A 15,894-nucleotide genomic window follows, 5' to 3' on the forward strand; every position below is an offset into this window, starting at 1 on the left:
AACCGGAAGGATTACATTTACCTGAAATCTTTAATTGCTATAAACGGGCTTCAGCCTTTCTTTTTTTAGCATTTTTCAATAATTTTGAACAAAAATCTGTGGGAAAGTGAAAAATCTAAGAGAAACCATAACCAGAGTGCCTGTTGTACCGCCAAAGGCCAATCGTGAAGAACGCAAAGAACAGTTGCAGGAATCCATAGATAAATATTTAGGTGCCATTGAAACCCAGATAGGAGACCTTAAAAAAGTAGGTAAAAATGCTTTGGTTATCGGTGGAATCATTGTGGCCGTATATGCAGTTACCGAGCTACTTTTACCTGCCGGGAAAAAGACTATCGAAGACCCCGAGCCACTGCCTGAGCCGGAACCTGAAAAAGCCGGCGATTCTATGTTATGGGCTGCCATGAAAGGTGCTGCCACCTCTATTCTGTTAGCTGTTGCAAAAGAAAAATTACTGGAATTGATAGATCACCTCACAACTAAAGATGCCGAAGCAACTTCTTGATAAAATATTAAATCTTAATCACCTCAAAAAAAAGGCTTTAGCTGTTTTGCTTGATCCTGACAAGGTGGAGATTGCTACATTTAATCAATTTTTATACAGCTGCGTAGAAAACCGGGTTGATTTCTTTTTTGTGGGCGGTAGCCTCATTACGAATCAGATGATGGCTGAAATGATTGCCGTCATCCGCCAGCAAACCAATATTCCTGTTGTAATATTCCCTGGCAATAGCCTGCATATTGAGCCATCTGCCGATGGCATTCTGTTACTTTCGTTGATTTCAGGTCGCAACCCGGACTACCTGATTGGCCAGCATGTGATTTCGGCCCCCTTACTGAAACACAGTGGGCTTGAAATACTGCCAACCGGCTATATACTGGTAGACAGCGGCCGGCAAACAACGGTTTCTTATATCAGCAATACAACGCCCATTCCGCACGACAAAGCAGATATTGCCGCCTGTACAGCCATAGCCGGAGAAATGCTTGGCCTGCGCCTTATTTATCTTGACGGTGGCAGCGGGGCCATTAATCCGGTATCTGCTAAAATGATTCGCATGGTAAGAGAAAACATTGCTGCGCCACTTATTGTGGGCGGTGGTATTAACTCTGCCCAAAAAGCCCATGATGCCTTAGAAGCCGGTGCTGACATCATCGTAATAGGCAATGCATTTGAGAAAAACCCTGCCTTATTGCCCGAAATAGCAGAAGTGGTTCTATCTTTCAATTTAATAACCGCTTAGTGAAAATCAATCAGGTTTATCTGGGGCTTGGGTCAAATCTTGGTAACAGACAAGAGAATCTTAATATGGCCCGTATGCAAATTTCCCAAAACGTAGGTTCTATTATTGCGCAGTCTGCCATTTATGAAACAGCTGCCTGGGGGCTAAAAGAGCAGAACGATTTTCTGAATCAGGTAATTTGTGTTTCCACAACGTTACCACCTCATGAGGTACTGGCAGCCGTTTTAGCTGTTGAGCTGGCGATGGGAAGAAAGAGAGACCTTAAATGGGGGGCAAGGTTAATTGATATTGATGTGCTGTATTACAACAACGAAATTATACAACTGCCTGAGCTGGTTGTGCCGCATCCGTTTATTCAGGAACGACGATTTGTGCTGGCTCCTCTGACCGAAATTGCCGGAGCTCTACTGCATCCTCAACTTCAGCTAAGTAATGCACAATTGTTAGAGATATGTGCAGATACCAGCGAGGTCAGGAAAAAACAATAGCCGCAACAAGCCGTTGCAGCTATGTTTCTTATTATTTATTCCTTTACTAATTAATTCTCCATTCTCCGTCTTTATAGAAGTCCAGAATTTTTTGTTGTAGCAGTACTTCATATTTCGCCTGAACCAGGTTGCTTCTGGCACGGTCATAATTTACTTTAGCCAGTACGTATTCTACCGAATTTACAGTTCCGGCGCTGATTCTGCTTTCGGCAGCTTTTACATTCTGCTCGTTAATGGCTACCTGCTCAGTAGCTACCTTGTATCTTTCAGAGGCCGCATCAAAAGACTGGAACGATTGCTCAATAGCCTGGCGCAATTGAAGTTTGGCCGTATTTAAATTGTTTTCTGTCAGTTGTTGTTGCACTCTGGCGGCTGCTACCCTTGGTCTGTTTTGCAAACCACCAAAAATAGGCACACTCAGGTTTAATGACAACGAACCATTACGCGTACCGTTTATCTGCTTTATATATGTTTCGGCTTTATTGGATGTAGAATAAAAAGCGCCATAATTGGCCGATAGCGTTAAGCTTGGTATTACGTTGGCCTTTGTCGCTTTTATGAGATTGTTGAAGCTTTTCAATTGTAATTCGGCCCTTTTTACTGACGGGAAACTGTTAATCGATTGCTCGTATAATTGATTAACAAAGTTATCATCTGTTTTGTAAATGTTTACCTCATCATTAATAGGCTCAAATCTTACATTGTTTGAGGGGGTCTGGTTCATCAGCTGAAACAAAGCCAGCCTGTTGGTTTTTAATGTGTTGCGCGTGGTTACAAGGGCAAATTCATCATTAGCCAGCTGAGATTTTATCTGGAAATATTCTGTTTGGCCCAATACTCCGGCATCAACAAGCTTGGTTATACGCTCAAGCTGGGCTTTAGATGTTTCTACCTGCTGCAGCGCTACTTCAAGCAGCTCCTGCGACGCCAGCACCTGCAAATATGCCTGCATCAAATTAATAGTAATCATATTACGGCTGGCCTCAATACCTTTCTGGCCGGCCTCTTTCAGCAATATGTTCTGTTGTATCTGATTCTTTATCTGAAATCCGTTAAACAAAGCTATTGAGGCGTCAATCCCAAAGCCATTGGTGCTGTATAGCTCTTCAATGTAGGCGTTTGTAAAACGGTCAATACTTCTACCCAGGCGCACGTCCTGGCCTATGCCAAAACCTATTCTTGGATACGCCAGTGACCTCACCCGTTGTAGTTCTACATTGGCTGCTTCAGCTTGTATCTGGCTTTCGCGATAAGTAAGGTTATTCTTTATGGCTATGTCCAGGCATTCTTTCAGGGTTAGCCGGGTTTGTGCACTAACACCCGAGAGGCACATCGAAAACGAAAAAAGCAGTACGTATTTGCGTAAATTGTTCATTGTATTTTTTCTATCACTAATTTCAAAACAAGGGTTGTGTTAATCAATCCAGCCGTCTTTAAGCCTGATAACTCTATTACCATAGGTAGCGTTTTCTTCTGAGTGAGTTACCTGTACTATGGTTACGCCGTCTTTTTCGTTCAGTTCTTTAAACAGCTCCATAATTTGTTTGGCTTGTTCAGAATGCAGGTTTCCGGTAGGTTCATCGGCAAAAATTATCTTGGGTTCGGCCACAATGGCTCTTGCAATACCTACCAACTGTTGTTGTCCGCCTGATAACTGTGTCGGGAAAAGGTCTTTTTTAGCAACCATATTAAAGCGGTCTAATACGTCGGCTACTCTGCTTTTACGTTCCGAGCCAGACTGCCCTTTGTATAAAAGCGGGGTTTCTATATTTTCATAAACCGTAAGTTCGTCAATGAGATGATACGCCTGAAACACAAACCCAATGCTGGTACGGTGTAATTCGGTACGTTTTTTTTCTGAAAGTTTCTGTACCGGCATATCCTCAAACAAATACTCGCCTTCTGATGCTTCTTCAAGCAAACCCAGAATATGCAGCAAGGTTGACTTTCCAGAACCTGAAGGCCCCATGATAGATACAAATTCGCCCGGATTGATGGTCAGGTTAATATTTCTCAGCACATAAGTTTTTCCGAAACCCGCAGGGTAATATTTAGATATGTTTTTTAATTGAATCATTTTTGATTGAATTGATTAGTTCTGGTTGTTAAGATACTGTATCCTGGCCGATTTTCAGGTTTCACACTCCTACAACTGTTTGCCAAAGTTTATGCCATTAAATTTAAATGTCTTATAATAAGCTATTTAAGATGTTTTTGTAAAATAAAAATGTCCGAAAACGGACAGGATTTGTACGCCTTCGGACAAGGGGTTGGGTTCTTTGATTACTCAGGTCAGTTGATATATTTCTTCCCGTTTGAGTACTTCATATCAATACCCGAGCGGAACCTGGTGTTATCAAAATTACCAGAGTCTTTAAATTCGGCATATTTAAAATCGGCATTGTTATTAAAGGTTGAACCTTTAAATGTAACGCGTTCGTTAAAATTGGCATATTTGAAGTCGGCATAGTTTCTGAAGTCTGCGCTAAAAAAATCGGCATCATACTTAAAGTCAGAATACTTGAAGTTGGCGTATTCGCCGAATCTGCAATTAGCAAAGTTTGATTCTTTCTTAAAGCCTGCATATTTAAAATTGGCTTCTTTCTGAAACTTGGTTCCGGCAAAAGAGGCTTTGTCGGCAAAATCAGAATATTTAAACTCGCTTTTTGCTTCAAAAGTACAGTTTTCTATGGTTACACTCCGTTCAAAGTCTGTTGTAGAGGTGGCACCTTCCCCAATGCTCCATGAGGTGTTGCCCCATTTACCACCTTTTTCATTTTCAGAGTTTTTGTAAGCAATGAAATCGTTTTTAAAAACGCAGTTTCTGAAAGTTATGGGTACTTCAACATAGCTTTTATACTCTTCGTATCCTTTGCTTTTTTTGATTCTCTTTTTGTTTGATAGCTCTGTCAGATCCAGGTTACCGGTTATGGTTACACCTTCATAATTAACAGCTTTGCCCTGGTCTATGGCTTCGAAAATTGTTTTGGCCGAAACCTCTTTTTGTGCAATGGCAGAGCCGCCAATTCCGGCACATAAAAGAAAGATGAATAGTTTTTTCATGTTTTATCGGTATTTAGTAATAAATTTTATGATTTAATTCCGGATTTGCTTAATCATTAATACTGATGCTGCCAGAATTGGCATCCATTGTTACGGGTATTCCGCCACCGTTAACCGAACCTCTTACACGGTCTTTTTCGATACGACCATTGAAGTTTCTTATTTCTGGGATACGCACGCGGTTAGCATCCAAATCAAGGTTCATGCCTTTATCCAGCGGCATTCTTACCGTAATACTTCCTGCACTGGTTGATAACGACAAGTATTTACCTAATGATTTGATGTCGGCATGTATACCGCCACCACTGGTAGATGCTTTTACACTGGCAGTAATGTCTTCAAGATGTATAGAGCCACCTGAAGTTGAAGTAATGAACTCTCCACCGATTTCCTCTGCTCTGATACCCCCACCACTGGTAGAAGCTTTTACCATGCCGTTCAGCCTTTTTAGGCGAAGACCCCCGCCAGACGTAACAAGTCTGATATCGCCTTTGCAATTAGTAGCGTCAATGCCACCACCACTGGTGCTTACGTCAATGTTATCGCGGCTGTCGGTAATATCAATACCACCGCCTGATGTTCTGCCTTTAATATTACCACCCAGATTATATAGTTTCAGGCCACCACCGCTGGTAGAAAAACTCAGGTTGCCGGTAAGGTCTTTAAGGGTTATACCACCACCACTGGTTTGCAGGTCTGTTGAGATTTTTTCAGGCGAGTAAATTTTGAATGAAATATTCAACGATTTTTTCCAGTTGTTCCAGCCACTATCATTTTTTCTTCTGGCTACGCAGTAAATGGTGCTGCCTTCTTTTTTTACACTTAGTTCGTATTCTCTTAGTCTTTCCTCAATTTCAGATTTACTTAACGAGCTCCCGTTCCAGTTATTAGGTTTTACGTATATTTCAACACGGGCTTCGCTGCCTTCCTGGCCGATAACGGTAATACTACCGCCGGAGGTTTGAACATTAACATTCTGAATTTCGGCCGAGCGATACGTTTTTACAAAATATGGTGATTCTTTGTCCTGAGCATACGAAATGCTGATAGCAGATAATGCTGTTACAAACAATAAGCGTAGTTTTTTCATAATTATGTATAGTTAGAAAATGATAATTTGATACAGTTTACCTTAAGATGCAGAAAAATAAAGGCAAGTTGCGTAAATAAGACAATTTTTTTTTTGATGGTTCATTTACGGGGTCACTTCTGGCTTTGGTTTAAAAACAAACGGGCAGAATCACACCTGCGATTCTGCCCGTTTGTTAGGTGTCTTCTACCTGTTATTTGGTTGAACCCAGCAGCTCATAGAACTGGTTCAATTTTGGCATCAGAATAATTCTGGTTCTGCGGTTGGTAGAGCGCCCTTCTGCCGTATCATTGCTTGTCAGCATATTGTATTCGCCACGGCCGGCTGCAATCAGTTTATTAGGGTCTACCTTAAACTGGCCTTGTAGTGTTCTTACTACAGAAGTGGCCCTTTTTACGCTCAGATCCCAGTTGTCAGTAATACAATCATTTTTAATAGAAACGTTATCTGTGTAGCCCTCAACCATTACTTCAAGTTCTGGTCTTGACTGCACTATCTGTGCAATTTTACCCAGCACTACGTTTGCTCTTGGGGTAATTTTATAGCTTCCGCTGTTAAACAACATTTTGTCAGAGATGTTAATCATCACCACTGTTTTATCAACCTTTACTTCAATGTCTTTATCTTCAATACCGTCTTTCAGCACGCTGGTCAGGTTAACGGCTAAGGCCAGATTAATTGAGTCGGTTTTGGTTCTAGCAGCGTGAAGCCGGTTGATGTACAGGTCTTTTTGTTGCATTTGCGACAGCGTGTTGTCAATGTTAGCATTCGCGGCCTTTGATAACACCGTCAGGTCGCCCACTTGTTCCAATTGTCTGTCGCGCAGTTTTTTCAGGTCTTCCAGTTGGTCTTTCATGTAGCTAAGCTGTTGGTCGCGCTGCTGAATAGCGCTTTGCGAAGCCATATTCTGGTTTTCGGCATTTCTTGTAGCGGCGGCCAGGCGGTCTTTATAGTCTTGCACTTCGTCGCCACATTTTACCAGATTAGACTGCGAGCGATCATATTCATTTTGCAGGGCAACATATTTCTTTTTTGTTACGCACGAAGCCAGCGAAGTGGCTGCAAAAAGGATAATCAGGGGTTTTACTAAAACTTTCATGAGATTGCGTGTTTTAATATTACATATTTACGGCAGGAAGGATTTAGATATGTGATGTTGTGCTTCCGATGCCTTGATTGGATAGAAGTGCAAAAAAGTATGCCAACAGATGTATAAACGTGTCATGATTGACCATTAAAAACAATGCAGAATACACGAAAATGAGGTTTTAAAAGGTAGAAGAGCTCCATATACTTATTCCTTAAAATGGAGAAGCAGTAAGCTGCGTAGGGGAAAAAAATACTCAAAAATGGAGAGAGGCTATTATACTGAACGCGCATGGTTCAACATAATAGCCTCCTGCATATAATCAATAGACTTGCAAAATAAGCGGATATTAACTTTTTAAAAGAAACCCCTCATCTACTCACATTCACCTTCTTCACCACAGCATTTCCGTTTTCTTGTTCCAAAACAATCAAATAGGTGCCAGTAGAAAAGCCGGTAAAATCAATGGTATGCGTATCCTGCTTAACAGTAGACTTACCAACCAATCGCCCTGCTGCATCTATCAGTTTATAGGTAAACAGCCTGGCAGATTTCAGATAGACCTTATCAGCAGTCGGGTTGGGGTATAGTTGTATGTAAGGAGTATGTTCTTCATTGGCCAATAACACAGGTTGAAAAACAGCCGAGATAGGGCTCTCACACCCTTTATCAAACACCTTCACCTGATAACTGCCCAATTGAGTGAATTGGATTTTAGGGGTGGTTTGAGACAACTCACTGCCATTAAAATACCACTTGTTCCCACTTGACGCACTGGATACCAAACTATCATTCGATTGTTTAATACTAGGCTGCGGAATAACTACTTCGGTAATGGTTATGGCATTGGCCGACATCGCCGAGCAACCTTTGGTGTTGGTGACTTTTAGTTTGTATATGCCTGCGGAGGTGGGGGTATAAGCTTCTTTGGTTGCCTCTGCAATGCCAGTATTATTTTTAAACCACAAATAGCTGTTTTCTTTGGCCGCAGTAGTTAAACTGACGGCTGCACCGGTACAAATCTGGGTACCGGAAGGCGATAATATGGTGGGCGCCAGCGGCTTGGCATTTTTTCTGATTTCAAACAAATCTGTTGATGCCGAACATCCGGCATTATCAAAAACTTGTAGTATATATTTGTTTTCCTGGGTTACTACCAGCTTTGGTTCATTTGAAAAAGTATTGTCGGCAGAGGCCCAGATATAGCTGAATGGGGCAATACCCCCGGTAATGACAGGCTCCAGCACGGTTGAATCTTGTTCGCAAAACTCTTTACTGCCTGTTATTGCCGTTATTTGCAGGTTAGATGTACTCACTACGGTTATGGTAAACTTTAAACTGGGCGCACTCTGGCAGGTCTCATTATTGATGGTTTGCTGGCATACGGCACTATAACTGGTAGTGGCAGTTGGGGCAACCCAAAGCGTATCACCCGTATCACCGGTAGACCAAACCACCTTGCCTTCGCAGCCCAGCGCTCTTAATGAGGTCTGCGTGCCCTGGCAAATGATTCTTTTATCAGTTGTTACAAAAGGCGACGTTTCATTTACTATTTTCAGTGTTACCGATCTCGATAAGGCTTCGCAATTACCTTGCGGCACCTCCAGTCGGTAATTGCCATTAATAGAAGTGGTATAGGCACTGTCTGTGGCCGATGTTAAGGCAAAGTTGCCTCTGTACCACTGAATTGAAATATCTGTGAGAAGCGCCATGTGCTTAAACGAAACTTTGCCAAACGAAGCGCCAAGGTCTATGCTGCCGTTTTGGCAAAAAGTGGCGCTATTGCCTGTAATATCAAAAGACATTTTGCAGGGCGAAGCCGGAGCTGCGAGTTTGAAAACGAGAAAATTTGGAGAAGTATTGAACGTTGTGGCATTTTTTACTGCATTTACATACAAGCCAAAGTCTGATGCCTCATGAATATCCTGAATGATATAGTGATTACGGTTGAAGTTTTTTGTCCAGAGGGTCTCATTGTTATAATTGAGCTTGAAAATGGCGTTATCTCTGACAACGAAAATCTTATCATCGCCCGAAACAGCAATTTTGCCGGAAGTATAATCAACGTTTTTCCATTGAAGCACACCTGATGAATTATACTTATACAGCCCTGTATTGGTGCTGAAAACACAGCCGTTATCAGATGTCCTCTCAAAATCGCTAATGGTTTCACCGGTTAAGGACTTTGTCCAGGTTGCATTGCCATTAGAAGAATTAACCAGAACCACATAGCTGATATTTGTGGTGTTATTACGGGCTAAAACATAGAAAGATGCATCGGCAGAGGGCATAATCTGATAGCTGCCAAAGATACCGGTATTTGACCAGGCCAGTGAGCCATTGGCGTTATATTTACGAACACCGTTTGAATAGGCCACAATCAACCCATCATCAGCATTGGTTTTCAGATCAGATATGTTTGAAATATCTGTTAATTCAATGGTCCATTCTTCACTGCCGTCACTTTTTATCCTCTTTATTTCAGTTACAGTCGTGTTGCTGACAAATCGGTTGGTTAATAAATAGAATCCGTTTGACTGTGTTGGTGTGGCATTATGCACCTGGTAGCTGACATTTTTTTGCCAACTTAAATTGAGGTTATCATCATATTTTCTCAGGACCCTGTCCATCAGCAAAAATACAAGAACGCCACCATCCTGCGATGCACATTGAGTCATTACCGGAGCATTTGAAGAACCCCCTTCTGCGCTGATATACTGGTCTTTTACAAATCCATCAGCATTAAACTTGCTGATACTTGCTGAGCCGCTGTTTGAATTCTGGTATTTGATTAGTGCAAATAAATGGCCAGACCCCTTGAAAGGTGAGATGCTGCCCCCTCTTGTACCTCCACGATAAGGTTCGGCCCATTCAACTGCCGGGGGTTGTTCCTGACTAAAACCGCAAAAGAAAGTCAGTAATAGCAAAAGCGTAGCGAGTAAATTCTTTTTCATTTTTGAGACGTCGATGGATTCCGAAAAGTAATAGGATTTTGTTTGCAAAACAACATTTTGCCTGAAACCAAAAGGATAAATTAATGCCAGCAATAATTAAAAAAATATCTGGTATATTGTATGGCAGAAATCAGACTTCACCATTTAGAGATTAGACATTTAATCCATGACGGTATCAGTAAAACAATTAATTGACAGAGCAGACTACCAGGGTTTAAAAAGCGCGCTTTCTGCCAATCCGCAATTGGCAAACGAGGGCTTGCCTTACGACGAGCTGAATACAACCAGGGCACATCCGCTACACCGGATTTGCGATGGCGTTTTCATTGGCAAATATTTAGACCAGGAGGGTGTGGAAATGGCCAGACTTTTTCTGGAATATGGCGCTGATGTAAACGGAGGAGAATTAATAGAGAAAAAGGATAGCCCATTGATAGCCGCATCCAGCCTGCATGCCGATAAAATAGCTTTGCTTTATATTGAAAACGATGCGGTAATAAACCATGCAGGTACTCATGGCGGTACGGCCTTACATTGGGCAGCCTGGTGCGGCCGGCCTTTAGTGGTAGAAAGGCTGATTCAAGCACAGGCAGAAATAAACAGGAGATGTATTGATTTTCAGTCGACACCGCTTTTCTGGGCTGTTCATGGCTTGTATAGTGGTAACAAGCAAAATATGGATAGTTACCTACGGTGTGTAAGCCTTTTACTTGAAGCCGGAGCAGACAAGTATATTCCCAACAGTGGCGGAAAAACAGTTTTTGATTTGGTTGACGAAGAGGATAAAGCCTTGAGAGAATTGCTGAGTTTATTCATTTAAAAAGCCTTTCAGCAGTAGATGTGTAACTGCTGAAAGGCTTTTGTTTTCGCTTAATTGACTTAGAATTTTAGTTCTTCAAAGAAGCCATATCAATTACAAACCGATACTTCACATCGCCTTTCAGCAAGCGCTCGTAAGCTTCATTAATCTCATCCATTTTAATCATCTCAATATCGGCAACAATGTTATGTTGGCCACAGAAATCAAGCATTTCCTGGGTTTCGGCAATACCGCCAATCATTGAGCCGGCAAAGTTTCTACGGGCAGGTATCAGGCTGAATGCAGCCACAGGCAGCGGACGCTCAGGCGCACCTACCAAAGCCAGAGACCCGTCTACCTTCAATAAACCCAGGTATTGGTTAATATCGTGTTCGGCAGAAACAGCATCCAAAACAAAGTGTAGCTTGCTTCTGTATTTGGCCATCTGCGCTTTGTCTTTCGACAACACCACGTCATCGGCGCCCAGGCGTTTGGCATCTTCAATCTTAGATGTTGAGGTAGTAAAAACAATTACTTCTGCACCCATTGCTTTAGCCAGTTTTACGGCCATGTGGCCCAGCCCGCCAATACCCACCACGCCTACTTTCTTGCCCGGCCCGACGTTCCAGTGTCTGAGTGGAGAATACGTGGTTATACCCGCGCATAATAGCGGAGCAGTAGCGGCCAGGTCAAGGTTTTCAGGCACATGCAACACAAAAGATTCATCAACTACTATGCTTTCAGAATATCCACCAAAGGTGTGTGTGCCTAAATGTACATCAGGTGCGTTATAGGTGCCTGTATTTCCCTGTTCGCAGTATTGCTCCAACCCTTCCTTGCAATATTCGCAATCTCTGCAACTATCAACCATACAACCTACGGCAGCGTGGTCGCCCACTTTAAATTTGGTAACATGATTACCGACACTGACAACCTTTCCTACTATTTCATGCCCCGGAACGCATGGATAAACCGTGCCGGGCCATTCGCTTCTGGCTGTGTGCAGGTCTGAATGACAAACGCCACAATATAATATTTCAATCTCAACGTCGTGCGGTTTAGGCGTTCTGCGTTTAATTTGTAGTTGGTCTAATCGTGCATCTGCGGCTAGCGTACCAAATGCTTTTACTTCTTTTGACGGAACAACTGTTGCGCCATCGGTTACTGATTTTACGGATTCCATGGATAAGTTTTTTATAGATGTATAAGTAAAGTATTCGTGCAGTATTCGCCCATTAGCTATAAAAACGGCCAATGTGCTATTGGAAATTTTACACGAAGTGTGTCTGGCACATTTTGCCTGCCTGATTAGAAAAAAGGAAAAGCAAAGTGCGGCATGGCCGGATTCCCTAATCGGGCAGCTGTCAGTTTAAACAACCATAGAGGGTCTGTTGTTTGGCCGAAAGGATTAAAATGTTTATTTCATATTATTCCCGAACAAACTGTTCCAGATTACATCATAAACATCGGTTGCAGCTATCTCTTCGGTTATTTTTTGATTACTTACCAGTACCGGATAAAACTCTTTTCCTATATCGAGCGTGCCGTGTGAGCCCTTGACAAGACTGGCATCAAGCGGTATAACATCCATTCTGTATCTGAAGCCTGTTAGTTTACGAAGCAACTTGTAAGCGGCTCTTAATTTAATGAAAGGATTAGCCGGATTCATAAACATCTCAACGGGGTCATAGCCCGGTTTGTTATGAATATCAACGCTGCGGGCAAAATCAGGGGCCAGTTTATCATCAAACCAGTAATAGTAGGTAAACCAGCTGTCGGCCTTGGCCATTAACACAAAATCACCGGCTCTTTTATGATTGATGTGGTATTTTTGTTTCTCCGCTTCATCCATTATCAGGGCAATGCCATCAATTTTAGATAGAATTTCTTTTACCCGTTCTTTCTGGCTTTCGTCATTAACGTACACGTGAGCAATCTGGTGGTCGGAAGCCGCAAAAGCTTTTGACGCGCCGCAGTCCAGCAGTTCCAGCCCGCTTTCTACCCGTACAGAAAGTAATCCATGCTCGCGCAAGATTCTGTTGATGTGTATAGGATGGCTCACATTGTTGATACCGTACTCAGAAAGCAATATAACGTTAGCATTGCGTTGCTCATAGTAATTGACCAGCTCTTCTACGAGGCTATCAATTTCATGTAAATCTTTAGAGATTTTACCGAAATCAACACCGAATTTTTGCAGGCAATAATCTAAATGAGGCAGATAAATCAGCGTTAGCGTAGGGTCTTCGGTTCTGTCAACCTCCAATGAGGCATCGGCAATCCATTTAGAACAATCAATGCTTGTATTAGGCCCCCAGAACTTAAACAATGGGAAGGTACCCAACTTGGCCTGTAGTTTATCTCTTAAGTCGGCAGGATAGGTGTAACAATCGGGTACTTTTACACCATCTGAATGATATTGCGGGCGAGGCGTAGCTGAAAAATCGGCTGATGAGTACATATTGTACCACCAGAACATCTTTGAAACCGTAAAGGCCGGATTTTTTCTTCTGGCAGCTTCCCATATTTTTTCAGACTGAACCAGTTTGTTAGATTGTTTCCAGAACTTCATCTCACACGCATCGTGGTCATACCAGCCATTCCCTACAATACCGTGCACATCCGGGTTTTTACCGGTTATATAGCAGCTTTGCGCTGTGGTAGTAACCGCAGGGAAAGCCGGCTTAATATGCGTAAGCGTATTTTTTGCAATGAATTTCTGTAAAAACGGTGTGTGTTCACCAACGACACTGGTACTAAGGCCAACTATATCAATAACTACAGTTTTTTGCATTTTAGTAGAATTTTAGAGCCTCTTATAATATTCCTTTTACCCAATTTAATTCCCTGATGATTGACTCGTTAAGCGGAGCCTGAAATTCCTTCGGCAAAACGCCCCAGGTGTAGGTCTCTACCTCGAGGTGGCTGGTAAATGGCTTTGCCTTATGCACACCAATGGTATTGACAATATCAGATTGCGTAGAACCCAGCAAACCATACTGTTCTAAAAACAAAGGCACATGAAAATGTATGCGCCATGAGCTGATGCTGTTATCAAAGCCTGCAATGGCCTCACTTAAGTCGGGGTATTTTAAAAAGCTGCCGTCATGTCTTTGAGCAACAACCTGATGCAGATAAACGGGTTCGTTATACTGAGCAATTACGTCCAGTTTTTCCTGCGCTTGATCAGCGAAATCAACTTTCAGAGCCGAGCTTATTTGTATTTTTCCCACTTTTAGTTGCTCAGCCTCCATTTTTGCAATTACATCCTTTGGCGCCTCAAAACCAACCGCAAAATGGCAAACATCATAGCAAAGCTGAATATGCGTTTTAATGGCCTCAATGGCTTGCCCGGGCAAAAAACCTTTGGCACCCAATTGCTCAATTCCGATCGGTAACAGATAGTTATTATACCAGCTAATGAACTCTTCAGAGTTTTCCAGAATCCCGTCGGGTTCCGGTTCAATATCCAGATGAAGCGTTTTTCCGGTGCTTGCTTTTAATGCTATCAGCTCCTCAACTACCAAAATCATGTTTTTGGTAGCTTTAATGGTTGCTTCCTTTAGTGCAGCTTCGTTTAACCACCAGAACCGATAGGAGAGTGGTGAGGTAGATATACCGCCCTCTTCTAATGTGTCCGGCAATAATCGGGCAAGCAGATTAAATAACCTTATGGTATAGTCCAGCCTTTCCTGTGTTGTCCAATCGGGTGCATGCACTTGGTCTTTTACTACTGTATGATGAAAGTTTCCGAACGGGAAACCGTTCATAGTAAAAACATAACAATTCTGTGCGGTCAACCAGTTTTGAAAGGTCTCAAAATTTTGTTCTGCTGATAAATCAATACTGGCCTGATTGGCTAGTCTTAAGCCTATACCCATAGGCGCATCGGGGCAAACCCCTGCCTTGATTTCGGGAATACTGCTTTGCAGAACCGCAAAATGTTCTTTCCAGTCTTCGCCAGGATGAATATTGCTACAATAACTCAGGTGTCCGTATGGTGTTTTCATTTTAATCGAGGGTTAATTTCAGGCGGTCAACGGCCAATTTCACTAAATCAAAATCCACCTCATGAATTTCTTTGCCCTTACCAAGCTTTTCTAATATGGTTATGGTCAGCCTTCCGCCCAGGTGTTCTCTGAATTCATTCAGCCCCTCCCATAAATTCAGCTTGTCATTCGCTGCAAGCGAGTCGTGGTATAAGGTAAATCCAAGCGTCTTTAAAAGTCTGATAATGCGGTTGGCATCTTCTTCTGTTATCAGCCCAGACAACTGCGAATAAACAGAATCAAGCGCAATGCCAATAGCCACGGCTTCTCCGTGTCTTATTTCAAAATTACTCAGATATTCTAATTTATGCGCTGCCCAGTGCCCAAAATCTAAAGGCCTTGCCGAACCCATTTCGAATGGGTCACCACTTGAAATATGATTGGTATGCAGGGCAGCCGAACGAAAAATCTGTTCATTCATCACATTCATCTCGCGGTTTGCCATTGCTTGTGCATGGGTCTCCAGCCACTCAAAAAAGGGCAGGTCTTTAATTAAAGCCACCTTCACGGCTTCAGATATACCCGAACGCCAGTCGCGGTCTGAAAGAGAGGTTAAGAAGTTGGAATCATTAAATACCGCCACAGGAGGCGCAAAAGTACCGAGGAAATTCTTTTTGCCAAGAAAGTTGACACCGTTTTTAACACCCACGCCTGAATCGTTTTGCGATAGCACGGTGGTAGGTATCCGGATATGCTTTACGCCACGGTGTGCAATGCAGGAGGCGTAGCCTACCATGTCAAGAAATGCGCCACCGCCAATGGCTGCCACAAAAGAATGCCGGTCTATACCGTATTGATTGATAGCCAGCAGCACTTTGTCGAGATACTGGCTGTCGTTTTTAACTAATTCTCCGCCCGGTAAAACCAGTATTTCGTCTGCCAGGTCAATCTGGGTTTGGCCTTGAAAATACTGTTTGATTGATTCAGGCAAATACTGATGTTTTTCAGCAACACCGGCATCTATTAAAAACAATATTTTTTTCTGAAAACCGGGTTCGCCGAAGTTTGTAAGGAAATTGATAAACGCTTTGTTTTCAGAAGAAAAAAGGTTTTGTGTGAAAATAATATTAAAAGAAAAAGGCACCTGAAAGGCCTGTTGAATTACATTCATTGGTAGATA

At 42.4% G+C, this 15,894-nt stretch carries 14 protein-coding genes; 4 read left to right on the plus strand and 10 right to left on the minus strand.

The genetic code is table 11. The features are described 5' to 3' along the window. Positions 1-106 precede the first annotated feature (106 nt). The 3 genes from MB380_RS01745 to folK are packed head-to-tail and all read left to right on the plus strand — an operon-like array spanning position 107 to position 1,732. Complete coding sequence (locus tag MB380_RS01745; RefSeq protein WP_101726863.1) at positions 107-505, plus strand: hypothetical protein; 399 nt, start codon at positions 107-109, stop codon at positions 503-505. After that, the gene (locus tag MB380_RS01750) at positions 486-1,244 is read left to right on the plus strand and encodes a geranylgeranylglyceryl/heptaprenylglyceryl phosphate synthase (RefSeq protein ID WP_253532590.1); all 759 of its coding nucleotides are present in this window, start codon (positions 486-488) and stop codon (positions 1,242-1,244) included. The genes MB380_RS01745 and MB380_RS01750 overlap by 20 nt, the downstream gene beginning before the upstream one ends. After that, positions 1,244-1,732: a 2-amino-4-hydroxy-6-hydroxymethyldihydropteridine diphosphokinase gene (folK, locus tag MB380_RS01755; RefSeq protein ID WP_253532592.1), complete on the plus strand. Its 489-nt coding sequence runs from the start codon at positions 1,244-1,246 to the stop codon at positions 1,730-1,732. Before MB380_RS01750 ends, folK begins: the two co-directional genes overlap by 1 nt. Positions 1,733-1,778: 46 nt before the next feature. Here the strand turns inward: folK and MB380_RS01760 are convergent, their stop codons facing one another. The 6 genes from MB380_RS01760 to MB380_RS01785 all read right to left on the minus strand — a co-directional run bounded on the left by MB380_RS01760 (position 1,779) and on the right by MB380_RS01785 (position 9,926). After that, positions 1,779-3,107, minus strand: a complete 1,329-nt coding sequence (locus MB380_RS01760) for a TolC family protein (RefSeq protein ID WP_253532594.1) — start codon at positions 3,105-3,107, stop codon at positions 1,779-1,781. Positions 3,108-3,146: 39 nt separating this feature from the next. Next, on the minus strand, positions 3,147-3,809 hold the full coding sequence (locus MB380_RS01765) for an ABC transporter ATP-binding protein (protein ID WP_253532597.1): 663 nt from the start codon (positions 3,807-3,809) through the stop codon (positions 3,147-3,149). Positions 3,810-4,024: 215 nt separating this feature from the next. Continuing rightward, the gene (locus tag MB380_RS01770) at positions 4,025-4,795 is read right to left on the minus strand and encodes a pentapeptide repeat-containing protein (RefSeq protein WP_253532599.1); all 771 of its coding nucleotides are present in this window, start codon (positions 4,793-4,795) and stop codon (positions 4,025-4,027) included. 49 nt (positions 4,796-4,844) lie between these two features. Next, positions 4,845-5,885 carry a DUF4097 family beta strand repeat-containing protein gene (locus MB380_RS01775; RefSeq protein WP_253532611.1) on the minus strand — a complete coding sequence of 347 codons (1,041 nt, stop codon included), beginning with the start codon at positions 5,883-5,885 and terminating at the stop codon, positions 4,845-4,847. A gap of 193 nt (positions 5,886-6,078) precedes the next feature. Continuing rightward, positions 6,079-6,984: an OmpA family protein gene (locus MB380_RS01780; RefSeq protein ID WP_253532614.1), complete on the minus strand. Its 906-nt coding sequence runs from the start codon at positions 6,982-6,984 to the stop codon at positions 6,079-6,081. A 359-nt stretch (positions 6,985-7,343) separates the two neighbouring features. Then, the gene (locus MB380_RS01785; protein WP_253532617.1) at positions 7,344-9,926 is read right to left on the minus strand and encodes a T9SS type A sorting domain-containing protein; all 2,583 of its coding nucleotides are present in this window, start codon (positions 9,924-9,926) and stop codon (positions 7,344-7,346) included. Positions 9,927-10,092: 166 nt separating this feature from the next. Between MB380_RS01785 and MB380_RS01790 the strand changes: the two genes are divergently transcribed. Continuing rightward, a complete protein-coding gene (locus MB380_RS01790; RefSeq protein WP_253532620.1) occupies positions 10,093-10,746 on the plus strand; it encodes an ankyrin repeat domain-containing protein in 654 nt (217 codons plus the stop codon). A gap of 67 nt (positions 10,747-10,813) precedes the next feature. On the opposite strand, the gene MB380_RS01795 is transcribed toward MB380_RS01790, so the two are convergent. The 4 genes from MB380_RS01795 to MB380_RS01810 all read right to left on the minus strand — a co-directional run bounded on the left by MB380_RS01795 (position 10,814) and on the right by MB380_RS01810 (position 15,885). After that, the gene (locus MB380_RS01795) at positions 10,814-11,908 is read right to left on the minus strand and encodes an NAD(P)-dependent alcohol dehydrogenase (RefSeq protein WP_253532623.1); all 1,095 of its coding nucleotides are present in this window, start codon (positions 11,906-11,908) and stop codon (positions 10,814-10,816) included. A 234-nt stretch (positions 11,909-12,142) separates the two neighbouring features. Further along, a complete protein-coding gene (locus MB380_RS01800) occupies positions 12,143-13,519 on the minus strand; it encodes an alkaline phosphatase family protein (protein WP_253532626.1) in 1,377 nt (458 codons plus the stop codon). A gap of 22 nt (positions 13,520-13,541) precedes the next feature. Then, positions 13,542-14,735, minus strand: a complete 1,194-nt coding sequence (gene eboE, locus MB380_RS01805; protein WP_253532629.1) for a metabolite traffic protein EboE — start codon at positions 14,733-14,735, stop codon at positions 13,542-13,544. A gap of 1 nt (position 14,736) precedes the next feature. Beyond that, complete coding sequence (locus tag MB380_RS01810; protein WP_253532631.1) at positions 14,737-15,885, minus strand: 3-dehydroquinate synthase; 1,149 nt, start codon at positions 15,883-15,885, stop codon at positions 14,737-14,739. Positions 15,886-15,894 lie beyond the last annotated feature (9 nt).

Origin of the sequence: Emticicia sp. 21SJ11W-3, assembly GCF_024138715.1 — a bacterium.
Taxonomy (GTDB): domain Bacteria; phylum Bacteroidota; class Bacteroidia; order Cytophagales; family Spirosomataceae; genus Emticicia; species Emticicia fluvialis.